The sequence below is a fragment of the Tumebacillus amylolyticus genome (assembly GCF_016722965.1).
GTDB lineage: Bacteria > Bacillota > Bacilli > Tumebacillales > Tumebacillaceae > Tumebacillus > Tumebacillus amylolyticus.
In genome coordinates this window covers 81,941-104,357 of record NZ_JAEQNB010000005.1, presented here as the reverse complement: position 1 = coordinate 104,357, position 22,417 = coordinate 81,941, and the positions used below count along the sequence as shown (strand labels likewise).

Sequence of the window (22,417 nt, the reverse complement as noted above, 5' to 3'; positions counted from 1 at the left end):
GCAAAGACGAGCATCCAGCTACTGTGGATGCTCGTCTCTTTGTTGTACCCACCATCGGTCCCTTCCAAATCGAGAGCTGCAAATTATGAGTTTGCAGGTTTCCTCAGCAGGAAGCAGCCTAGCAATAGTGATATGGCGAAAAACACGCTGAAAACTCGGAATCCCGTGTCAGTCAAATGTACGAGTGCGCTTTTAACCAACTTGCTTTGTTCAATCCCCATCCCGAGAAACATATGAGATGCGATGTTAGGTGCTATACGAAGCTCAACGATCATCAGCGCAAGCGTCTGACTCACAGCCCGGCCAATGTTGTACACCGTGTAGAACATCCCAGATGCGGAACCCGCTTGTTCTGGAGGTGCGGCAGTCAGTACGGTTTTTGCGAGTGAGGGCCACGCCAAACCGTTCGCCACAGAGATGAGGAACAGCGGCACGATGACAGCGAGACGTGACAGATGGTCTCCCAGATTCCCGAGTAGCAGCAAGCCAAAAGCAATCAAAACCATCCCGCCCATGAGCAATCGGCCCGTACCGAAACGATCTGCCAGTCTGCCGCCGAAGGGACCCATCACGAGTTGAGGAGCCGACAAGGGAATGAGAAGCAGACCTGACTCCAGCGGGCTCAGGTGCTGAGCCCCTTGGAGGTACAACGCAAGGAGCAGGGAAATTGAGAAATATCCGATGCAATAACTCAAGGTGACCCCTAATCCAGTTGTGTAGCGTCTGTAAGAAAACAATCGAAGATCAAACAGCGGTTGGCGTACCTTCAATTCGGTGTATAGAAATCCGATCCACATCAGCAGTGCTCCCCCAAAGAGACCCAGCACCGGCCTTGACATCCACCCCCATTCTTGCCCCTGCGACAGAGCTACCAAGAAGGCGGAGAGTCCAAGTCCAAACGTGATCATACCGAACCAATCGGTATTTGTTCGGGCCCGTTCCGTTGATCCCTTGAGCAGAAACCATCCCGCAACCAATCCGATGAACGCAAAAGGGGCGGATGCAAAAAAGATGGAGCGCCATCCAAATCCGCTGATCAATGCCCCGCCAGCCACAGGACCTATGATGGACCCAATGACCCATGAGGTCGAATTAATACCGATGGCGAGCCCGAGTTGCTCGCGTGGGAATGTCCGCATCATGATTGGCGTAGCGGTCGCTAAAGCGAAGGCCGCTCCGACGCCCTGGACAAGCCGAAACACGATGAGCATCGCGCCGGAATTCGCCAGGCCACACAGGACGGTGGCGATTGTAAAACAGGCGAACCCTGATAGAAAAATGCGTTTGGTCCCCATAATGTCCGCCCATCTTCCGGCCGGCAGTAAAAAGACGGTGCTTGTGATGAGGTAGGACGTAATGATCCACATCCCAGCCACAAACGAAACGTGCAAATCCTCCGTCAGCTTGGGCAGACCGATCACAACAATGGTCGCATCCAGATTGGTAATAAACGAAACAAGTGTGACAACGGCCAAAATTGCCCACTTGAGTGTGCGTTCCTTCGACATATGTAACTCCTCCTTTTGGTTGTCGATGTCTACAACCAATGTACAAGAGGTAGATGATCATGTAAAATGAACGCAAACGATACAATGATTCGTTATTTGTGATAGTTGGGTGGGATGTGGAACAATGGAGAGCCATGAGCTTCGAATTTTCCGGGCGGTTGCAAGGGAAGGAAGCATTACAAAGGCAGCTCATACCCTCGGTTATGTCCAATCGAACGTAACAGCGAGAGTGAGGCAGTTGGAAGAGGAGTTAAACACGAAACTTTTCTATCGACAGCGGGGCATGGTGTTAACCCCAGCAGGCGAGAAACTGCTGGGGTACGCGGAGCGAGTTTTGCACTTGCTTGACGAGGCACAATTAGCCCTGAACGATTCAATAGAACCCATGGGACCACTCAGGCTCGGAGCGAATCATACAGTGTCAGCTCTGCATCTGCCGAACATACTTGCAGAATATAACCAGAGATATCCCAAGGTAGAGATGTCGCTTGTGACCGATGTTTCCGAAGAACTGGTGCGCAAGATCCTTCATTTTCAACTGGATGGTGCATTCGTAAAACTGGCAGTCGATCATGAAAACGTGGTAAAGGATTTGGTCTATGAGGAAGAATTGGTTCTGATTACTCAGCCTGGGGACAGCGACCTTCAGGCGGTATGCAAGCAACCTTTTCTCATGAACACAATCGGGTGTCCGAATCGAGGACAACTTGAGACCTGGTTGCGATCCATTGGTAGCGCTCCTGTCCGATACTTGGAATTTAATCATCTTGACGCGATGATTCAAGGGGTGATATCCGGACTCGGAGCTTCTTTCGTCCAATACTCTGCCGCGCAAAAATACGTGGAGGCTGGAGTATTGCGGTCTTTTCCCATTCCATCTCCATATAGCTTGACCCAAACCTATTTCATCCGACACAAGGACAGCTTGTTGACAAGCGCACTCGAAAAATTTCTTGAGACTCTAAAAAAGAGTCAACTATATAGCCGGTAAAAAACAAGGCCGACAAGTGGCGTGTCGACCTTGCGGGTTCTCTAGGATCTGGCACTCCTCATTCATACTTGTGATATGCCGATAAACTTGTTCCATCTCACCCGATGAATTGTTAGATTCGTCGCTCTTAAAAGTGGTTTGAAGATTGGGAGAAGGGTCAAAGTTCAGACTTGATCCTCAGCAGGACAACACTTGAATTAACTATTTAATCATGATATAGTTTATTTGTGAAGTGAAATTTGCCAACAACTCTTGCCACTCGTCGCTCACATGACTCCTTAGACATACTTCCTAGTACATTCTATTGTAAAGGAGGATGAATTCGATGGAAAACATGTTCGAACTCGATGTGCAAGTCATGAACACCCAATTTTCAAATACAGATTCGATCTCGACGTTAACGACGTATTTGGGAACGAGCAAATGCGACGCAATTTGATGATCTCAAAGTTCGAGGAGAGTAATTCTCCTGGAAACCTTGTTCGATCTCAGAGCAACGTGCCATCACCATTCTTTTCAGAATTGGTGGTGGTTTTTATTTTTGATGAACAGGAAGCGAATTGAGGCGAAGATCTCGCAGGTGGAGCTTTGTATCTGGCAAGCGGGTATAAAAAACACCTCTGCGGTAGTTGCTAGAACCGCAGAGGTGTCATGTCAGATGCATGCTGTATTAGTTTTGAACGACGCTCAGGTCATCCACGTAAAAAGTGCCCGATGCGCCGTCTGCCGAGGAGCGGAGTACGGCGTACATTCGCAGGGAAGCTGTGTTGGCCGGGGTGGTAAAGCTGTTCTTCAACAGCACATAGCCTTTGGTGGTCAGGTTGTTTGCCATCAACAGATAACCAGGTGCTGTACCGTTGTCCGCCATCATCATATAGCTCGGGGTGGCAGGGGCTGCGAACCCGTAGTAAGGGAGCGAGTTCGATTTGATAAAGCGTCCGTCTTTGTCGTAGAAGTCGACGTAGAGTTGCACGAATGCGTTGTTCAAACTTTCAATGTAATACATCCCGCTGACGGAGTAACTCGTATTCGCATGGGCCGCAACCGATTGGTAGATGTCGAGGGCGTTGCTTTTCGGAATGTTTGTCCCCGAAATTTTTTGCGCATAGGTTCCCGTAGAAACCGGGGAAGTCACGACAGTGAAATTCGGGGTGGAACCTGTGGCTGCATAAGAGGTCCAATTTTTACCGACTTGCGTGCCGTTTGTGGTCGTAACCATGCCGTCTTCGAAGCCGGGGTTGAGCAGCAAGTTAAGCACAGGAGTCAACGTAATCGTGTTTGACGCAGGCGATTCGCCGTCTGCGTTCACGGTGGTGACGGAATAGGTGTAGGACTTGCCGTTTGTCAGACCTGCATCCGAATAGCTTGTCTCCGTTACAGGCTTTGTGTTGATTTTCACGCCGTCACGGTAGACGTTGTAGCTTTCCGCACCATTTGATGCCGTCCAAGTCAGGGTTGCTTGGGCATCCCCAGCTTTGCCGATAAGGTCAACCGGCGCATTGGGTAGGTAGGTTCCGACGAGATCTAGTTCAAGCATGATGCCCGAATAATTCGGATTTGTAGTTTTCAGTACTACTTTGGCTACGTTTTGTGCATCGACAGGGATGGGGTCGTTGTTGGTTGGTTCGGACGCTCCAATGGTGGCTACAAGATTCCCTGCTGTATCGTACAGTTGCACCTGCATGTAGTCTGGGCCATCTGCATAAACTCCCGTAACTTTTGCTGGTGCTGGCAGGATGTAGGTTTGGCCGCTTTGAAAGGGAATCATGATGTTCTCATCATAGTTGCCGTCTGTAATCCTCGTTTCACCTGTTGTGGAAGCGATCCCTCGCAACAAGCCGGGCGGTGGAGTCGAACAAACCGCGGAATAGTAAAACATGGCATCTTCCCCGGATGCTGTGATCGGAGCGAGGTAGTATGTATACCATTGGCCATTTATGACGTCGGTATCAGTAAACGTGGTGCCAGTAAGAGGCTCGGGGTTGATCTTGTTTTCCAGCTGTGCTCCCTCTTTGTACAGATTGTACCCGATTGCCCCGTCGAACGGCTCCCACTTGAAGGATATTTGGGAGTGGGAGTCGTCGGGAATCGACTCAAGTCCCGTAGTTTGAATTTTGAAATCCGGGCTCTCTTGAACGCCGATTACGTCGAAGTCTTGCATGATAAGAGTCCGGTCTGTAAAATTCACCGCTCTCACTTGGATTATGTGTTGTTTATTGACATCGATGAAATCGTTGGTCGGGCTGGATGCATTGTAGTAACCTGCAAGTAGCCCTACCTCGTCCACCAATTCAATCTCTAGGGACGGGTCGCCAACCGCTTTAAGTCCCGTTATCTTTGCTCCGGGAGCCAGTGTGAAGATTTCGCTTTCGCCAGGGGGAATGGAAAGGACCGTCGCATTGTCGCCATCGGTCAAGTTCGTCACTCCATTATAATCAGAAGCCAGCCCCCGCAATAAGCCCGGTTTTGACTTGGGCAAGAGCGAAATCTCATTCGACTGGGGCGACGACACGCCTCCAAGGATGGCCGACACGGTGTAGGTATAGGTGTTACCGTTGATGACCGTCGTGTCCAGATAGGTGTTGTCCGTGATCGGCGTGTCGGTGATTTTTGCACCGTTTCGGTAAACGTCGTACCCCGTTGCGCCTGCGACGGCCGCCCAAGTCAACGCAGCTTGGGCGTCGTCCGCAGTTCCGCTAAGCGTTACCGGTCCATCAACTGCGTACGCAGTTGTGGGAATCAAAGGTCCAACGGAGGTTGTCGAAGCCAACAACAGCGCACTCAGAAGTGTAACGCCGCTGAGTTTGATTTTTGATCGGATTTGTTTCCGATTTGTCATGAAGTCACTCTCCTCTAGAATGAAATCCATTATTTTCTATTTTCGAAAAAATTATATCATAGATAAAGTAAGGGTTCCATAAAATTGGATGTTTTATTTATCTAAACTACTAGCGTTTGTATAATAGAGGGTGGAAACTGGCTTTTTTTGTTTGTTGCAGTGTCAATCCGGACAGGCCAAATAGACGAGCATCGGGTACCTCCTCGGATGCTCGTCATTCTATTCGCGTGTAGGTGAACGTACCTCTTGTGATATTCCATTTCTGCCCAATCATGAGAGATCGTATGTAAACTGCCGAAACACCCGTTTGGTGAACGGCAGTATGTTCACTTGCTCTTCTTGAACTAGCAACCATAGCCTGCGCCTGCAGCGTAACCTGCACCGTAACCCGGAACGAGCAGGAAGAACAGAACAAAGATGATCAAGAACACAACTGCCCAACGGGTGTAACCTCCGAATGCACCGTACATAAGATTCACCCCCCTGTATGCTCATCTTCAAGAATTAGTGGCACTGCATCGTCGTCGTTTGAACCGGGTAACAGACCGGTACAAGCAAGATGAACAGCACGAAGATGATCAAGAAGACGACAGCCCAACGAGTGTAGCCTCCAAAAACGCCATATCCGTCCAAAAATACAACCTCCTCTCGAACGAGCTTTCAGCCGTTATTACCACCACAAGCCGCCACCCCAGAAACCAGAGAGACCAAACCAAGGCAGAAAACCAAGACCTAAACCAAAACCACCAAAGAATACAGGCTCTGCTTCCGTCCCGACCCCTTCGTTCTGGCTGTACGCATGATCGAAGGTCTTTTCCACTTGATCCGTTGAAGCGTGTCCTGCTCCATAACGAATGTACATCCCTTCCGGAGTCACAGAGTGTAAGATGCCGCGATGGACGGTCCCGTTCACATGATGAGCTACGATCGGTTGCCCGATATACCGCATGGCATGCTGACTCAAATCCATACCGTTACATTCCCTCCTTTCTGTACCAGCGAATAGTTCAAGCTATGAGCGACGTGCCGTACAAGGAACGGCGTTCGACTATTTCTTCATAAGAAATGAAGTGATGCAGACCAACTATGTTCCAAACTGAAAAAGATAGGACCCAATGCCTATAAAAATTTTAAAATAAAGTACGATATGTAATAGTGAGTGGTTATCAAAAACATGAGGAGGAATCAGTTTTGAAAAAGTGGTTGGTAAGTTTCGCGGTATTGGGCATGATCTTGGCGAGTACGCCGATGGCATCCATGGCGGCAACGACTGTCTCGGCACAAAGTACGGCAGAGTTGGACACTGCACAAGCTCCTGTCACGTTCGGGTTCGTGCTGCAGGGGTATGAAACTCGAGACATGATCACGATCCAAGTCGCTGTGGACGAATCCGTGAAGGCGAGCACGTTCCAGAACGTGGCCACCTCGCTCGTGAAGTACGAATTGGTGGACAGCAACGACCAAGTGGTCGCTTCTTTCTACAACCAAGGATACGGAACCCAAGACCATCTGTTCTACAACGTCACGGCCGGCACGTACACCGTTCGAATCACGAATATGACCGCCGATACGGTTGGCGGAGAGACCTACATGAACTGGTAAGGTTTCGAAAAAAACACCCTCCCGAACTCGCGAGGGTGTTTTTCATTTCCCAATATTGACATGCAAATGGGAGAATGTTATATAAATAGATGTTGGCACTCGATCTGGTAGAGTGCTACTAATATCCTGCTTTCAGGGGGTACATTGAGATGGAAAAAAAGCAATTTCAAGCAGAATCCAAACGACTGCTGGAGATGATGATCAACTCCATCTATACGCAGAAGGAGATTTTCCTGCGGGAGTTAATTTCGAATGCAAGCGATGCGATTGATAAGATCTACTACAAAGCGTTAACCGACTCGACCCTGGTCTTCGATCAAGACCATTATTACATCAAAGTCACGGCGGATGCGGAAAACCGCACTCTCACCATCCGCGATACCGGGATCGGTATGACCGAGGAGGAGTTGGAAGCCAACCTTGGCGTCATCGCCAAGAGCGGCTCTCTTGCGTTTAAACGTGAGCACGAATCGAAGGACGGGCACGATCTGATCGGCCAGTTCGGCGTCGGTTTCTATTCTGCGTTCATGGTGGCGGATGAAGTCATCGTCCGAAGCCGCGCTTTGGGAAGTGAACGCGCCTACCAGTGGCAATCCACGGGGGCCGAGGGCTACACGATTGAACCCTGTGACAAACAGGACGTCGGCACCGAGATTCTCTTGAAGATCAAGGAGAACACGGAAGACGAGAACTACGACGAATACTTGGAACCGTATCGGTTGAAAGCGATCATCAAGAAATACTCCGACTTCATCCGCTACCCGATCAAAATGGACATCGCCGATCAAGAAGACCAGACGCTCAACTCCATGGTCCCGATCTGGCGGAAAAATAAAAACGAGCTGACTCCCGCAGATTATGAGAATTTCTACACGGAGAAGCATTACGGCTTCGACAAGCCGATCAAGCACATTCATCTGAACGTCGAAGGGTCTGTGACGTACCAAGCGATCCTGTTCATCCCGGAGACGATTCCGTTTGACTATTACTCCAAGGAATTTGAAAAAGGGTTGGAGCTGTACTCGAACGGTGTCTTGATTATGGACAAATGCTCCGACCTGCTGCCGGACCATTTCTCCTTCGTCAAAGGGATGGTCGATTCCGACAGCTTGTCGTTGAACATCTCGCGCGAACTGTTGCAGCATGACCGTCAACTGAAATTGATCGCCAAAAATATCGCCGGCAAGATCAAGAGCCAACTCCTGAGCCTCCTCAAGGATGAGCGAGAGCAGTATGAAAAGTTCTACAACTCGTTTGGCAGACAGTTGAAGTTCGGCGTGTACAGCGACTTCGGAGCCAACAAAGACGCACTGCAAGACCTGTTGCTGTTCCATTCTTCCAAGGAGCAGAAACTCGTGACGCTCGACGAGTATGTGTCGAGAATGCCGGAAGACCAGAAGTACATCTACTACGCGACCGGCGATTCCATCGAGCGAATCGAAAAACTTCCGCAGACCGAGTTGGTCACCGACAAGGGATACGAACTGCTGTACTTCACCGATGACATCGACGAGTTCGCCATCAAGATGCTCATGACCTACAAGGACAAGGAGTTCAAAAACGTGTCCAGCGGTGACTTGGGCATCGAAGAAGCGGAAAACCAAACTCAACAAGAACAGCAAGAGAACCAAGAGCTGTTCGCGTACATGACGACCCAACTGTCGGGCAAAGTGACGAACGTTCGAGCGTCCAAGCGTTTGAAAAAACATCCCGTCTGCCTGTCGACAGAGGGAGACGTCACCATCGAGATGGAAAAAATTCTAAATGCCATGCCGAACAACCCGAGTGTGAAAGCGAACAAAGTCTTGGAGATCAACCCTCAGCACGAGGTCTTCCACTCGTTGAAGGCTGCGTTTGAGAACGACAAAGAGAAGCTGAATCTGTACACCGCCCTGCTCTACAACCAAGCGCTGCTCATCGAAGGGTTGCCGTTGCAGGACCCGGTCGAATTCACGAACGATATTTGCAAGATCATGGTGTAAGCATACGAAAAGTCCTCGATCCTCGCGATCGGGGACTTTTTGATAGCAGAGGGGATGAGCAACGATGCGAGAAAGACACAGGGTGTTTGTCTCGCAAGCCTATGACAATTTGAACGACATAAGCGGTACTTCCTCTCGAATCTTATAGTAAGATAGACTCATTGGAGCAGGGGAGGAAGTACGCAAAATGAATGGATCACGATGGACTTCATCTCTTATCGGCAGCATCGCTACGGTTGCGGTTGCTTGTTCAATATTCGCAACCTTACCCGCAAATGCCCAAGACAGCAATTTTCGCGATGTATCTCCGAGCGATCCGAACGCTCCGTACATTGCGGAGTTGAAAGGGCAGGGCATCTTGACCGGGTATGGAGACGGTCGATTCGGTCCGTCTGAAACGATCACTCGGGAACAGTTTGCGACTCTGTTCGTGAGAGCTTTGGGTCTGCCGATGGGAACGGGATCGATGCCGTTTGGAGATAGTGCGGAGAGTTGGTCGGCGCCGTATATCAAGACTGCTTTTGAATACCGGATCGTCAACGGAACGAGTGCGACGACGTTCTCTCCGACGCAGGCGATCAAGCGCGAAGAAGCTGCGCAGATGGTGTGGAATTTTATGAGCAAGATCGGCATCAGCGCTCCCGACAACGCGGGGAAGAGTTCGGTCGCCGATGCGGACTCGTGGGCGCAAACGGGTGTCCGCAATGTGACAGCACTTGGGTTGAGCGCGCAGGGGATCACCGATCCGGCTCAGTATCGCTCTCAAGCGGAGATGCAACGCGGAGATGCCGCCACGCTGATCGATTTGGCGATGAAAAAAATTCAGCAACGCAAAGCCGCCATTCGCCCTCAGCATGTCGTCATCGTCGTGGAAGAGAACCGCAAAAGTTCACAGATCATCGGAAACGGAACTGCCCCTTATCTCAATCAGCTCGCCAATTCGGGAGCGTACTTCAGCAACTCGCACGGGGTTCAACATCCGAGCCAGCCGAATTATCTTGCCTTGTTCTCAGGCTCGAACCAAGGGGTGAACGACGACTCCGTTCCGCATTCGTTCACAGGCCCGAACCTTGCCAGTTCTTTGCTGGATGCCTATCTGACATTTGCCGGCTATTCGGAGGACTTGCCTTCGGTCGGGTTTACCGGGAACTGGTACAAGCAATACGGACGCAAGCACAATCCGTGGGCCGACTTCACCAACGTTCCTGCGAGTGTGAATCTGCCGTTCACCCAGTTTCCGAGCGACTTCAACCTCCTCCCGACGGTCTCGTTTGTCATCCCGAACATGACAAACGACATGCACGACGGCACCGTGGCTCAAGGGGATACCTGGTTACATGACCACTTGGATGCCTATGTGCAGTGGGCGAAGTCGAACAACAGCCTGCTCATCGTGACATGGGATGAAGATGATTTCTCACCCACCAACCAGATCCCGACGATGTTCGTCGGCCCGATGGTGCGTCTGGGCGTATACAGTGAATTCATCAACCACCTGAACGTCCTGCGAACGATTGAGGACTTGTACGGACTGCCGCATGCCGGAAACAGCTCATCGGCAAACCCGATCTACGACATTTGGAAGTAAAAAAGAGCCCCTGTCCACAAGAATTGTGGCACAGGGGCTTTTTTTCTATAAGAGAGGCTCGTTGCCGTACGGATTTCGCGGTTACCTTTACACGGCGAAGAGAATCCGCGCCGCGTACACCACGAGCGCGACTGTGACGGAGCTGAACATCGTGGTGAGCAAGACCGCTTGGGCGGCGTACTCGGGGTGGTTGTTGTATTCCAGCGCGAACAACGCACTGTTGCGCGAAGTGGGGTAGGCGGAGGCGATCAGCAGTGCTTGTGCCGTGACGCCGTCGAGATGCAAGAAGTAAATGAGGACAATGGCCAGCAACGGGGGCAGAAGCAACCGGCCGATCAAGCTCAGAGAAAGCGGCAGGGTGAAGGACGTGAGTTTCAGCGTCGCACTTTGCGCGCCCAAGGTGATCAGGGCCATGCACAGGAACGCGTTGGCGACATTTTCAATCGGAGTCCAGAGAAACAGCGGAATCTCGATGTTGAACGCGTTGAGCAAAAGCCCCGCGAGGATGCCGTAGATCACGGGAGTTTTGAAAAATTCCTTCAACGAAGCCCAGCGGTTTTGATGGACCGAGACCACGTTGAGCAGTCCGTAGGTGTAGGTGAGCAGGTTCTGGAAGATCGTGATCACCACTTGGATCGACATCCCGAGCGGATGGTCGGCAAACACCAATTGCGAGACCGGCAGTCCGTAGTTGCCCGAGTTGTTCAGCACGACGCTGTTGCTGAACGTGACGGACAGCCCGCGGTCGAACTTCGCGAGTTTGGAGACTCCGTTGCTTACCAGAATCAAGAGGATCGCTTGCAAGACCAAGAACACGAAGATGTGGAGGAGCGTATCGCCGCCAATCTTGCTCTTGTAGATGTTTTCAAAACTGACAACCGGCATCAGCAGGTAGGTGTTGATCTTTGACAGGGTGTTCATATCGAATTTGAATTTCCGGTGCAAGAACGCCCCGACGCCAATCAAGGCGAAAACGGGAAAGATGATGTTGATGAGGATCAACAGCAGGATGGTCATAGGGAATCACTCCTTGTAGACCCATCATAGTCCCAACCCCCTGCTGTCGAAAAATACAAATAAGGAATCGACGGTCATAGAAAACCGGAATCGCTACAAGTCTTTCGTAAAATCGATGCTCTCGACGAACTTCACAAATTCATGAACCAGTTTGGTTTCAAGCGTTGTGTGGTGGTAGAACATCCACGTGTCGCGCACGATCGGCTCTCCTCGGTCGTTTGTGACTTCGATGCGGTGCAGGTCGGGATGATGTTCGATCAGCGCACTCGAGAGGATGCCGTAGCCGAGACCGTGGATCACCATTTCCTTGCAGGTATCGCCTTTGTCCACTTCCATGCCGATCAGCGGCGGGTGGGCGAACGTGCGGCTCCACCAGTTGTCGATGATCGACTTCATGAGGGCGTCCATTTCGTATTCGATCCGGGGATGCGAGGGGAGGTCTTGGAGGTCGATCGGGTTTTGAGAGGCGACGCAGATGCCCTCTTGGAACAGGAGCTTTTTGGCATCCGGCCATTGGTAGTCGCCGCGGACGATGCCGACGTGGACGTCTTGGTTGTAGACGAGTTGGAATACATCTCGACTCCAGCCCGTCGAGACTTTGAAATCGACATGGGGAAAGCGCTCGCGAAAGAGTTTCAGCAGACGCGGCAACTTATGCTTGGAAATATAGTTGGAAACGCCCAATCGAAGCGTTCCCATCACTTCCTGGTTCAAGTTCAGCGCATGCTCCTTGATCTGCTGCAAGCGATCCAACATCTCATCGGCGCACTTCGCCAGATATTCGCCCTCGGGTGTGAATTGAACACCGCGTGTTCCGCGTTGCACGAGGGTTACGTTGAACTCGCGCTCCATTTGTTGAATTCGTTTGGTGAGGGTCGGTTGTGCGGTGTAGAGGGTTTGTGCGGTTTTGGTGATGTTCTTTTTTTCGTAGAGTGTTTTTAAGATCAGCCAGTCGCGGTCGTCCATCTGAAGTTCCTTTCGGCCGTTTTTTTCCAGTATAGCAAAAAACGGTGCCAGTAGAGCAAGGCGGAATTTTCGATACGGGGACGGCGGCCATCTTGGCGCGGGCAGGTCATGATGAACAAGTGCTGCAATGCGGGACCCACGTCCCCCGTGACGAAGAAAGCTACAAAGAACTGATCCGCATGGGCGGCGAACTCACCCCGGTCTACAGCAATTGCTCCGGCAAACACGCGGGGATGGTCGCCACGGCTGTTCATATGGGCGAAGACGTGGAAACCGCATTTCAACTGCACATCTCTTGACATTCATGAGAATGAGCCTTTATTATTAAAACCGTTCTTATTCCAGTCAAAGAGGAGATCTAACGAAATGAATGTGGACTTTTCTGCTCTGAATCTCTGGGCGATTTTGGTGGGCATGGTGGTCGGGATGATCGTCGGTTCGCTGTGGTACTCCCCGGTGCTGTTTGGCAACGTGTGGATGAAATTGATCTCGAAGAAAAAAGAAGACATGGTTTCGGCGACCGGACCGATGATCGGCGCGGTCATCATCTCGCTGGTGAATTCCTTCCTGCTGGCAGTGCTGTTGCAATGGACGAATGCACAGTCGGTGGGCGACGGGTTGGCGGTCGGGCTGTTGCTTTCGCTGATCGTGATTACGGCGACGACGATCAACTATTTGTTCGAAGGCCGTGCGATGAAGTTGATGGGAATTCAGGCGGGCTTCCATGTGGTCGTGTTCCTCCTGAACTCCGTGATTCAGACGTTGTGGACGTAAGTAGATAAAAAGAAGGGCTGTCCAAGCGAGCGCTTGGCAGCCCTTTTTTTCGTTAGTCGAGGGGGAGCCCCATGAGGTAGGTGTCGAAGAACTGTCCGTGAATTTGCATGCTGCGAGTCTCGCGGCCCTCGTGTTGGAAGCCGAGTTTTTCGTATAGGGCGATCGCGCGGTCGTTGTCGGTGCGGACGTGGAGGTTGATTTTTCGGATGCGTGGGACGAGCTTTGCCCAGTCGATCATGTAGGACAACATCTTGGTGGCGATGCCGAGGTTCCAGAACTTTTTCTGCACGGTGATGCCGAACTCCCCTTTGTGCTCATTGCGCGGTCGGGAGCCGGTTTCGAACGTGAGGGTGCTCGCGATCTCGCCGTCGACGAGCGCGAGGAGGTACAAGCCGCCGTTTGCACTCCATTGTTCGAGGACTTGCTTTTGTTTTTCAAGCGTTGTCGTGAACTCGCCTACACCAAAGGACAGGTTGTCGCTCTCTCCGGACACGAGATGGATATAGTCCAAGATGGCTTCTGCATCGTCCGGATGTGCTTGGCGGAGGGTGAGCGTTTGGCCGGTGCGCAGTTCGAACGTCTGTTCAGAGGTCATCGGGTTTCCACTCCTCTCAAAAACTCTCGCACAACGCGAAGGTATTCATCCGTTTCTTCGTGATACGCTTTGTGTGAGCTGTTTTCAAAAACGTGGAGTTGAGAGCCGGCGACGAGGCTTTGGTAGTAGGCGAGCGTCTCGGGCTTCGTCTCGTCATGGCGACCGCAAAGGAACAGGGTCGGAATCTCGAGTTCATGGAGTTGGGGCGTGACATCGTAGGTTTTCAAATTCCCGGTAGCGCAGAATTCGGACGGACCCCACATCGTGTTGTAGACGACCGAACCGAATCCTCGATCTTCGGGTCTCGGCGGCGAGTCGATGCGGCAGAGGTGACGTTTGTAGTACTGCATCATCGCTTCTTGGTACTCTTCGGAATCCGTCGTCCCTTCCGCTTCGCAACGGGCGACGATTTCTTGGAACTCTTGCGGGAACCCTTTCAAGTGCTCGCCTTGGTCCTTCGCCCACAGCAACGCACTCAGGCAAGGGCTTGAGAAAATCACGCTGCGAACGCCCTCAGGGCGAGTCAGAAGATAGGAAGCTGCCAGCATCGTGCCCCAGGAATGTCCCAAGAGATGCACGTCTTTCAAACCGAGTGCTTCGCGGACTTGTCCCAATTCCTCGACAAACCGATCCAACTGCCAGAGCGACATGTCATCGGGACGGTCTGAATAGCCGCATCCCAGTTGGTCGTAGATGACGATGGATCGTTCATCGCCCAAAGGTTCCAAGCTCTCCAAGCCAAAACCGGTGGAACCCGGTCCTCCGTGCAACGTCAGGAGCGGAGTTTCACTGCCTTCTCCAAGTACCTGATACCAGATTTTGCCGCCCGTTACTTCTACATAGCCTTCTCTCATCCTGACACGCTCCTGTTCAATTGCTTCGATTCTAGTAAAAGAATTGTACTACAAGTGAGAGAAAAGTAAAATAATAGGATACCAAAAGAAAGCGTGGTCGAATCGGTTGAAGCGAATGGGTCGTGTCGTGAACGTGTTGTCGGATGAACAGCGTGTGGAGTGGTTGCATCGTAGCAAGGGCGCAACGCAAGGGGAGCACGCGGAGCAGAGGGAAGCGATTCGTCGGTTTCCGGTGAGCGTCTACTATCCGGTGGGAGCAGACGTTGCTCCGGAACAAGAAGTGCCGTATCTAAACGTGTTCGCTCCCGCCGTGGAGCAGTCTTTGCAGACGCTTCTGGAAATGGGTGCACAGGAGGAGCATCTGCGCAGTTTGACGTGCGGGATTCAGGATTTCGCTGAGATGACACGCACCAACCATCCCAAACCGGTCGTCGTCTATTCACCGGCGATGGGAGTGGATCGGGATTTGTACCAATACAACATCTCGCAGTTGGTTCAGGCGGGGTATGTTGTCGTGACGGTCGGGGCTGCGTATGAGACGCTTTTTACCGTGATGCCGGACGGGGAGTTTTTGCGTCAGGGGGCCGCTTTGGAAGGGTTTGACTTTGGAGACTTTGATGCTCTGCGGAAGTTGGTGGAGGTTCGACGTCTCGACTTGCTTCAGGTGTTGGACGAGCTGGCCGTGTGGAATGAACAGGACCCTTTGTTGAAAGGCCAATTGGATTTGAATGGCATCGGACTTATCGGACACAGTTTGGGAGGGGCGGCTGTGTACGCATTGGCGGAGGAGGACAGCCGAGTGAAGGCTGTCGTCTTGCAGGACCCGAGTCTGCATCTGCCTGCGTATGAGCGGGAGGTGCAGGTACCGCTGCTACTCCAGCGTCAGATGAACACAAGTCGGGACGATCTGGCGAAGTCCGGCATGCAAGAATCTGTAAAAGAAGCCACGTTGTCAGGCCAACGCCTTCTGTTTGATCGAGCGAAGGGATTCAGATCTTTAATAAAAATAAAAGGTGCCAACCACATGACGTTTTGCGACTTTCCCATCCTGTTCGGCAACGTCGAGGAGACCGCTGTCTTGCAAGAGGCGATCTCCGAATTGACGGTGGCGTTCTTGGACGAGTGGCTACTGGGGCGCAATCGAGCGTATCAGGAGTTCATCGCAATCGACAGCAGAGTCGCACAGATCGATGCAGACGGGAATGCCGTCTAAGCTTACACTTTCGCCAACCGTTTCTGGAGAAACGCAAGCCATTCACGGGCGGCGAAGGAGAGGTAGCGTTCCCGACGCCAGATGACGGCGAGGTGCCAGTGAATTTGCGGGCGATCGACGTCGAGGACACGAATCGAGTTCAGGGGGAGGTCGCGGGAGAGAATCTCGGGCAGCAACGCCACACCGAGTCCGGCGGCGACCATTTGGCGGATGAGGTCCCATTGCGAGCTTTCGCAGACGACTTGCGGTTGGAACCCGGCGATGCGGCAGGCTTCGCGGATTCGGTCGTGCAGGGAGAATTCCTCGCTGAACAGCAGGAACGAGTCGTCCCGCAACTCCTCCAGCCCCACGCTGTTCCGCTCTGCCAACGGGTGGTGAGCGGGGAGAAGCAATTTTAAAGCTTCATTATAAAAAGGGTGAACTTCGAACACGTCCGAGTTCACCGGCAACACAGTCGCGCCGAAATCGAGCGTGCCCTCCTCCACGAGCTGTTCGACACGCTTGCCGCCGTGCTCTTCTAATTGAATGGACACATGCGGATACGCGGCATGAAACTCTGCCAAGAGACTCGCAAAAAAAGGCGCCCCCACCATCGGAGGCAGCCCGATTCGCAGCGTCCCCGTCTGGACGTTGCGCACATCGTCCAAAGCGGAGGTCAAGTTGTGCAGCGACTGCAAGATGTCCAACGACTTGGTGTAGACAACGGCACCGGCATCGGTGAGTTGGATTTTTTTCTGAGAGCGGTCGAGCAGGGTGACTTGCAGTTCTTCCTCTAAATTGCGAACCATTTTGGAGATGGTCGGTTGGGTGACGTGCAGGGCAAGACTGGCCTTGGTAAACGAACCCAGCCGTGCCACCTCGACGAAATAGGTCAGTTGGCGGATGTCCACGTGAACTCCTCCTATAGCCAAACGGAATGAAGTGAATGCAGTATATGTATTATACCTATGCGTTCTCGGGGTGTATACTGGGCTCCGAGAGGTGAGAACGGATGAAAGTTGTACGATTGATCGGGCAAGTGTTGATCTTGACGGTGTTTTATGAAGCAGGACGGTTGATCGTGCAGGCGTTGGAAATTCCCATCCCGGGAAGTTTGATCGGACTCGGCCTGTTGCTGATCTTCCTTGCAACGGGTGTGATTCGGCTGGAATGGGTGGAAGCGGGGGCGGCGTTGTTGCTGTCCGAGATGCTGCTGTTCTTCATCCCGGCCTCTGTGCAGGTCGTTGATTTCGGCTCCCTGCTTGCCAAAAGCGGAATTCAGTTGGTCGCGGTGATCGTCTGCAGCACGGTGACGGTCATGGTGGCAGTCGGCTTGGTGACAGAACGAATCGTTCGTTGGAAACAGGGGGGACGGAAATGGAAACAGGGTACGCAGTCCTCAGTCTGATCGCGACGGTTTTGGTGTATCTGGGAGCGAAGTTTCTGCACAAACGGTGGTCGTATGTGTGGTTTTCTCCGTTGGTGCTCGGGCCATTGCTTTTGATCTTGTTGGTAAAAGGGACGCATGTCTCCTATGCGTCCTATTGGAGCGGGGCACAGTGGCTTTCCGATTTGCTGGGTCCGGCGACGGTGGCATTCGCCGTGCCCTTGTATAAAAATTGGGCGGTGATGAAGCGCCATGCGGTGGAAATTGTGTCGAGTATCGTGGCAGGAAGTTTGATTGCCGTCGGCTCGACCTGTCTCTATGCGTGGCTGGTTCATTTGAGCCCGATGTTGATTTCAAGTCTCGCCCCGCGTTCGGTCACGACGCCGATTGCGATGGACATCTCATCCCGAATCGGCGGGCAGGCTTCGTTGACTGCGGTTTTTGTGTTGCTGACGGGGATTACCGGATCGATGCTCGGACCTTGGTTGCTCAAGCAACTGGCACTGCGCTCTTCGATTTCACGGGGCGTCATGCTGGGACTCAGCGCCCACGGGGCCGGCACGGCCGTTGCGTTCTCCGTCGGCGCGTTGGAAGGGACGATTTCCAGCCTGTCGATGATTCTGACGGCTGTGGTGAGTCTCGGGTTGATACCGATTTTGTTGACGTTGTGAGAGAAAAAACACTCTCGGCGATTGATCTGACCCCTGTCAGATTGCCGGGAGTGTTTTTTTGTTACTGTTTGGGAGCAGGATTTCCCACTAGGTTTGAATAAGTAGTAATCAGAACCAGCAGACTGCTAGTTAGCAGTTCTTGCCAGAGGAGGTCGGCCATTCGTGAAGCATATAAATAATTTGAAAATAGAGGGCTTTCGTGGAATACGAGATTTGAGAATAGAAGGTCTTGGTTCCGTGAATTTAATTGTCGGTGGAAACAACGCAGGGAAGACAAGCGTTTTGGAAGCGATTGAGCTCGTGTGTAATCCAATAAGTATTGCGAAGTTCGTTGAGACCTCTAGGGGGCGTGATCGTGCAATATCTAATTTTAGAGTGCCGCTGGAAACTTCCGTTGAGTGGATGTTTCCCGTATCTCGTAGCCAGGATCAGAATGAGGGTTCTATGGGTCGAGAATTAATTCAACTTGAAGCATCGATTCATGGAGTAAGACATAGCTATGTAACTTCCTGTGTAGAGACAAAAATAATAAAAACATATGAGAATGCTTTAGAGCCCTATGATCAAACCGAGTCTCGAGCTCTGGAAATTACCTTGCGTCATTTTTACATGGCTCTAGTAGAAGTCGAGGAAAAAATATCGTTTTTGACATCGGAACTTCCTCGTGGGTTACGCACAAATGGGAAAGACATTGTTCCATCTCGTATGGTGACACCAGTTGACCATAGGATGCTTCCCATTGAAGCTAAATCGCTTACTCAAACTTTTCAATCAGACAAAAAAGGACTCATTTATTTGTTGCAAATGTTTGATTCCGACATTATGGGCATTGAACTGCTCGCTCCAGACGGTGTATCTGCCATCCCATTCATTCAGCATCGATATAAATCTTATGTTCCAGTGTCTGTATACGGTGATGGAATGCGTCGAGTTCTGACGTTGGCATCTGCTGTAATACAGGCAAACCATGGTGTTTTACTCATTGACGAGGTTGAAACAGCCCTTCACCATCGGAATTTATCAAAAGTATTTTCATGGTTAGTGGAAGCTTGTTCACTATTTGATGTGCAGTTGTTTGTATCGACCCATAGTCTGGAAGCCATTGATGCTATAGTAGATACTTTTATTGATGTTGACTTAGAAACAGAAAACGTCTCCCTAGAGCGGTTAGATCGGATTGTCGGCTACCGACTCGTCCAACAAACCAATCAAACAATCGCCAAACGATTTGCAGGCAAAGACCTCTATTCGCTTCGACATGAATTTGGTCAGGATGTGAGATGACGTGAGATACCACTACATGGTGGTCGAAGGTGCGCATGACGCGGCTGCGGTGGGGAAAGTGCTCGAACTTTTAGGAGCGCGTCAGATCAAAAAATTGCTGACTTTGAACAAGCTCGATGAGGACAGATACTTTGAACACCTGACGAAGCTTGACTTTCCCTACAACGATGATATGACCGAACGTATGCCGGTTCCGCTGTTTTTCCGGTATGGGGATCATCAAGACCTAGACCTAATCGCTATCCACGCGGTAGGTGGGGAATCAGCGTTGGTGAAGACCATGATGGCTACTCTTTCAAACCTTGATGACAACGGGGAGAGTTTCACCTCTCTTTCCATCATGGGCGATGCAGACGGTAGAACACCAAGCGGTGCATTGGCCTATTATAAGGAAAAACTAGAGGAATTCCCAAATCCTCCTGCTGTGATGAGTCACTTTGCTAATTTCGCGGAGCCAGGCCTCGTTCTCGAACGGAGACAGCGGATTGGGGTATATGTCCTTCCAGACAATGAACAAACGGGGACTCTCGAAACCGTATTGCTCGAATGTGCGGCGGGCTCTTACCCAGACATTCATGACAAAGCGGTGGAATACGTCGATCATTTCGCTCCAAACTATGGACAAGATTGGACAGGTTCCAAACGAGACAAAGCCGTGATCGGTTGCATAAACAACTTGCTTCGACCCGGAACTTCCAATGCGGTCTCGATCGCTAGAGACCAGTGGTTCTGTACGAACACGATGACGTTATCGAGTGCTTCGAAGTTGCAATATTTCTTGCAACAACTGCTGGGCATGGAACCCTGCTCACCAGAACAGGAATGAGAAAAAAGAAGGCACCGCAATCGCGGTAGCCTTCTTTTTCATTTACTTACAAGATCCCACAACTGTTTCCCAATCATCAACACACTGACGGAGATAAAAAGCGGTCGTACATAAGACGCGCCCTTGCGAATTGCCACGCGGGAGCCGACGAGTGCGCCGAGGATCATCGCGATCCCCATCGGAATTCCGTACGCGTAGTTCACCATCCCCAGCGACATGAACGTCACCATGCCCGCCAAGTTGCTTCCGAAGTTCAACACTTTCGCGTTGCCTGCCGCGCCTACGAAGTCAAAGCCCAGCGTCAGGAAGATGAACAACAGGAACGAACCTGTCCCCGGACCGAAAAATCCATCGTAGAAGCCCATGCCAAGCGCTGTGATCGCCCCGAGCACGGCAACTTTTTTCGTGAGCCCTTGGTAGGTCGATTTGTCGCCCCAGTTTTTCTTGAACAGCGTGTAGATCGTCACCACGATCAGCATGACGACCACGATCGGCTTCAAGAAGTCGGACGGAATCATTTTCACGATCAAGACCCCGGTGGCCGAGCCGAGCAACGACAGGGGGAACAGGTACTTCACGAGACCGAAGTTGACTTTTCCCGAGCGAATGAACGAGATCGTGCTCGTGAAAGACGACAGCGTGCCCGCCAATTTGTTCGTGCCCAGTGCAATCGGCGTCGGTATGCCGGTCAGCAACAGCGCGGGAACCGAAATCAACCCGCCGCCGCCGACCACCGAATCGACGAACGACGCGATAAACCCTGCCACGACCAGAAACGTCAACATGCCAAAACTGATGTGATCCCACATGTTAAAACTCTCCGTTCCATCCGCAAAATAAGTTCCCTTACTACTTCCATCCTCCCCTCGCTAAAACCTTTCGAGAGACGAAAATAGAAAAAACCAGAGTCCGGTTGAGATCCGAACTCTGGTCGAGCAGGTGTTTGCAAGTGACGCAGGCAGACTAGACGTTGATACGGCTGTTGTTGTGTGGACGTTGATTGTCTCGAGGTTTGTTCCGGTTGAACAACCCGCGCAACCACGGGATGACGTAGAAGTCGCCACCGAACTTGCCCGCGTTATAGCCGGCGACGAGAATGAACATCCCGAGGAGGATGTCCCACGGATTCGAGGAAACGGTTCCCGCCATCAGGTACATGAAGTTCATCAGGACTCCGAAAAACATCGCCGACGTGGTCAAAATTCCGAGAATCAAGCCGAGGCCGACAAGTAGCTCGCCCCACGGAACGAGGAAGTTGAAGATCTTCACATGCGGCAAGGCAAAATCATGCAAGAACGCCTGGAAGGTCGGAAACACGGTGCTTTTGTCAGGGCTGAGCACCGGATGTGCCAGGCTGTTTTTCAAAAAGCCGGTTGCATCGAACGCCTTTTCACCGGTAATCTTCTCCCACCCGGCGTGCAGGAATTCGTACCCGAGATACAGGCGAAGAAGTGTGAGCAGCAGGGCAGCGTATCGGTTGGAACGTAACCAGTTGACGAACATCTGGATTCCCCCTCATTGAGTCAAACGTAAGAACAATTGCGATACGTTCATTGTAGTTTGTTTGACAGGGAATTGAACTCAGTGGGTTCCCTGATGTTTGAGGGGGGGACTCCCTGATTCGAAGCAAATAAAAAAGCCCCTTCCAAAGAAAGGGCTTCACCACCTATTTCAACTCCAGCGGAAATCTCGCCATCAGCGCAATCTGCAAGTCCTTCGTCATCTTGCGCACAAACCCGAACGACGTGGTTTGCAGGTTGTCCCGGTTCAATTTCACGTTGGTCGTATGCACGTTCACAAATCCGTGGATGCTGTAGTGCCCGACCGGAGGAAAGTTGTTGCCTGTGCCTTCGCCTGCTCTCATCGGGCCGACACGCAACTCGTAGTTTCCGAGGTTGTGCTCTTGGCCAAGGCAGGCGTCGATGGCGATGACCTGTTTGTTCGCAGGCAACGAGTTGACGATTCCCTGCAAGTTGAGGCCGTGGCAGGGGGCGTCCAACGTGCCGATGACGTTCTGATACCCGGCTTCCTTCAGATACGTACCCAACAGCGGACCCAGGCAGTCGCCGGTTGCTTTGTCTGAGCCTATGCAGAGGAACAAGATGTCGCTCGTTGTCATGTCGTCCGGGAAAAATTGAAACAGACAGCGGGTCAGGTCTTTCCTACCATGTACATTCCGATAATTCTTGGCGAGCATTGCCACGGGATCACCTCTATAACTAGAATAACATCTTCCGTAAAGAGAGCAAAGAGGGTATCTGAGTTTTGTTTAATAAGATGAAAATTTTCGCACGAGAAGAGTTGTGAGTTGTCCGATTTTTCCTCTTCCGTATTATAATAG

At 51.6% G+C, this 22,417-nt stretch carries 24 protein-coding genes and 1 pseudogene; 12 read left to right on the top strand and 13 right to left on the bottom strand.

The window, feature by feature from the left end:
• Nucleotides 1–83: 83 nt before the first annotated feature.
• Nucleotides 84–1,508, bottom strand: coding sequence for an MFS transporter (locus JJB07_RS15865; protein ID WP_201636742.1), 1,425 nt, complete (start codon nt 1,506–1,508; stop codon nt 84–86).
• 124 nt (nt 1,509–1,632) lie between these two features.
• Between JJB07_RS15865 and JJB07_RS15860 the strand changes: the two genes are divergently transcribed.
• Together JJB07_RS15860 and JJB07_RS15855 are read left to right on the top strand one after the other, a co-directional pair.
• Nucleotides 1,633–2,499 (top strand): LysR family transcriptional regulator, encoded by an 867-nt coding sequence (locus tag JJB07_RS15860; protein ID WP_201636740.1) that lies wholly within the window; start codon nt 1,633–1,635, stop codon nt 2,497–2,499.
• Nucleotides 2,500–2,824: 325 nt separating this feature from the next.
• A complete protein-coding gene (locus tag JJB07_RS15855; RefSeq protein WP_201636738.1) occupies nt 2,825–2,938 on the top strand; it encodes an FDLD family class I lanthipeptide in 114 nt (37 codons plus the stop codon).
• A gap of 231 nt (nt 2,939–3,169) precedes the next feature.
• On the opposite strand, the gene JJB07_RS15850 is transcribed toward JJB07_RS15855, so the two are convergent.
• The 4 genes from JJB07_RS15850 to JJB07_RS15845 form a co-directional block, all read right to left on the bottom strand.
• Nucleotides 3,170–5,338: a rhamnogalacturonan endolyase family protein gene (locus JJB07_RS15850; protein ID WP_201636736.1), complete on the bottom strand. Its 2,169-nt coding sequence runs from the start codon at nt 5,336–5,338 to the stop codon at nt 3,170–3,172.
• A 344-nt stretch (nt 5,339–5,682) separates the two neighbouring features.
• The gene (locus JJB07_RS24265) at nt 5,683–5,808 is read right to left on the bottom strand and encodes a hypothetical protein (RefSeq protein ID WP_283809137.1); all 126 of its coding nucleotides are present in this window, start codon (nt 5,806–5,808) and stop codon (nt 5,683–5,685) included.
• A gap of 34 nt (nt 5,809–5,842) precedes the next feature.
• Complete coding sequence (locus JJB07_RS24260) at nt 5,843–5,971, bottom strand: hypothetical protein (RefSeq protein ID WP_283809136.1); 129 nt, start codon at nt 5,969–5,971, stop codon at nt 5,843–5,845.
• Nucleotides 5,972–6,008: 37 nt separating this feature from the next.
• Nucleotides 6,009–6,308, bottom strand: coding sequence for an LSm family protein (locus JJB07_RS15845; RefSeq protein WP_201636734.1), 300 nt, complete (start codon nt 6,306–6,308; stop codon nt 6,009–6,011).
• Nucleotides 6,309–6,529: 221 nt separating this feature from the next.
• Between JJB07_RS15845 and JJB07_RS15840 the strand changes: the two genes are divergently transcribed.
• From JJB07_RS15840 to JJB07_RS15830, 3 genes are all read left to right on the top strand, one after another.
• Nucleotides 6,530–6,940: a hypothetical protein gene (locus tag JJB07_RS15840; protein WP_201636732.1), complete on the top strand. Its 411-nt coding sequence runs from the start codon at nt 6,530–6,532 to the stop codon at nt 6,938–6,940.
• A 149-nt stretch (nt 6,941–7,089) separates the two neighbouring features.
• Nucleotides 7,090–8,922, top strand: a complete 1,833-nt coding sequence (gene htpG, locus JJB07_RS15835; RefSeq protein ID WP_201636730.1) for a molecular chaperone HtpG — start codon at nt 7,090–7,092, stop codon at nt 8,920–8,922.
• Nucleotides 8,923–9,109: 187 nt separating this feature from the next.
• The gene (locus JJB07_RS15830) at nt 9,110–10,510 is read left to right on the top strand and encodes an alkaline phosphatase family protein (RefSeq protein WP_201636728.1); all 1,401 of its coding nucleotides are present in this window, start codon (nt 9,110–9,112) and stop codon (nt 10,508–10,510) included.
• 87 nt (nt 10,511–10,597) lie between these two features.
• Here JJB07_RS15830 and JJB07_RS15825 read toward each other — a convergent pair whose 3' ends face one another.
• A complete protein-coding gene (locus tag JJB07_RS15825) occupies nt 10,598–11,527 on the bottom strand; it encodes an AEC family transporter (RefSeq protein WP_201636726.1) in 930 nt (309 codons plus the stop codon).
• A gap of 93 nt (nt 11,528–11,620) precedes the next feature.
• Complete coding sequence (locus JJB07_RS15820) at nt 11,621–12,493, bottom strand: LysR family transcriptional regulator (RefSeq protein ID WP_201636724.1); 873 nt, start codon at nt 12,491–12,493, stop codon at nt 11,621–11,623.
• Nucleotides 12,494–12,582: 89 nt separating this feature from the next.
• On the opposite strand from JJB07_RS15820, the pseudogene JJB07_RS15815 reads away from it, so the two are divergent.
• A pseudogene (locus JJB07_RS15815) lies at nt 12,583–12,768 on the top strand (asparaginase); the annotation flags it as partial.
• A 91-nt stretch (nt 12,769–12,859) separates the two neighbouring features.
• Nucleotides 12,860–13,267: a DUF1761 domain-containing protein gene (locus tag JJB07_RS15810; protein ID WP_201636722.1), complete on the top strand. Its 408-nt coding sequence runs from the start codon at nt 12,860–12,862 to the stop codon at nt 13,265–13,267.
• Nucleotides 13,268–13,319: 52 nt separating this feature from the next.
• Here the strand turns inward: JJB07_RS15810 and JJB07_RS15805 are convergent, their stop codons facing one another.
• Nucleotides 13,320–13,862: a GNAT family N-acetyltransferase gene (locus JJB07_RS15805; protein WP_201636720.1), complete on the bottom strand. Its 543-nt coding sequence runs from the start codon at nt 13,860–13,862 to the stop codon at nt 13,320–13,322.
• A complete protein-coding gene (locus JJB07_RS15800; RefSeq protein ID WP_201636719.1) occupies nt 13,859–14,716 on the bottom strand; it encodes a proline iminopeptidase-family hydrolase in 858 nt (285 codons plus the stop codon). Before JJB07_RS15800 ends, JJB07_RS15805 begins: the two co-directional genes overlap by 4 nt.
• A gap of 115 nt (nt 14,717–14,831) precedes the next feature.
• Here JJB07_RS15800 and JJB07_RS15795 point away from each other — a divergent pair, with 115 nt between their 5' ends.
• Complete coding sequence (locus JJB07_RS15795; RefSeq protein WP_236588162.1) at nt 14,832–15,929, top strand: alpha/beta hydrolase family protein; 1,098 nt, start codon at nt 14,832–14,834, stop codon at nt 15,927–15,929.
• 2 nt (nt 15,930–15,931) lie between these two features.
• On the opposite strand, the gene JJB07_RS15790 is transcribed toward JJB07_RS15795, so the two are convergent.
• Nucleotides 15,932–16,819 (bottom strand): LysR substrate-binding domain-containing protein, encoded by an 888-nt coding sequence (locus JJB07_RS15790; protein WP_201636715.1) that lies wholly within the window; start codon nt 16,817–16,819, stop codon nt 15,932–15,934.
• 101 nt (nt 16,820–16,920) lie between these two features.
• Between JJB07_RS15790 and JJB07_RS15785 the strand changes: the two genes are divergently transcribed.
• The 4 genes from JJB07_RS15785 (at nt 16,921) to JJB07_RS15770 (ending at nt 20,076) form a co-directional block, all read left to right on the top strand.
• The gene (locus JJB07_RS15785) at nt 16,921–17,316 is read left to right on the top strand and encodes a CidA/LrgA family protein (protein WP_201636713.1); all 396 of its coding nucleotides are present in this window, start codon (nt 16,921–16,923) and stop codon (nt 17,314–17,316) included.
• Complete coding sequence (locus JJB07_RS15780; protein WP_201636711.1) at nt 17,286–17,966, top strand: LrgB family protein; 681 nt, start codon at nt 17,286–17,288, stop codon at nt 17,964–17,966. Before JJB07_RS15785 ends, JJB07_RS15780 begins: the two co-directional genes overlap by 31 nt.
• A 162-nt stretch (nt 17,967–18,128) precedes the next feature.
• The gene (locus tag JJB07_RS15775) at nt 18,129–19,250 is read left to right on the top strand and encodes an AAA family ATPase (protein ID WP_201636709.1); all 1,122 of its coding nucleotides are present in this window, start codon (nt 18,129–18,131) and stop codon (nt 19,248–19,250) included.
• 1 nt (nt 19,251) lies between these two features.
• Nucleotides 19,252–20,076: a DUF3226 domain-containing protein gene (locus JJB07_RS15770; RefSeq protein ID WP_201636707.1), complete on the top strand. Its 825-nt coding sequence runs from the start codon at nt 19,252–19,254 to the stop codon at nt 20,074–20,076.
• Nucleotides 20,077–20,114: 38 nt separating this feature from the next.
• On the opposite strand, the gene JJB07_RS15765 is transcribed toward JJB07_RS15770, so the two are convergent.
• From JJB07_RS15765 to yyaC, 3 genes are all read right to left on the bottom strand, one after another.
• Nucleotides 20,115–20,885, bottom strand: a complete 771-nt coding sequence (locus JJB07_RS15765; RefSeq protein ID WP_201636705.1) for a TSUP family transporter — start codon at nt 20,883–20,885, stop codon at nt 20,115–20,117.
• Between the two features lie 154 nt (nt 20,886–21,039).
• Entirely contained in the window at nt 21,040–21,579 is a 540-nt protein-coding gene (locus JJB07_RS15760; protein ID WP_201636703.1) for a DoxX family membrane protein, read from the bottom strand.
• Nucleotides 21,580–21,742: 163 nt separating this feature from the next.
• Nucleotides 21,743–22,273 carry a spore protease YyaC gene (gene yyaC / locus JJB07_RS15755; protein WP_236588160.1) on the bottom strand — a complete coding sequence of 177 codons (531 nt, stop codon included), beginning with the start codon at nt 22,271–22,273 and terminating at the stop codon, nt 21,743–21,745.
• Nucleotides 22,274–22,417 lie beyond the last annotated feature (144 nt).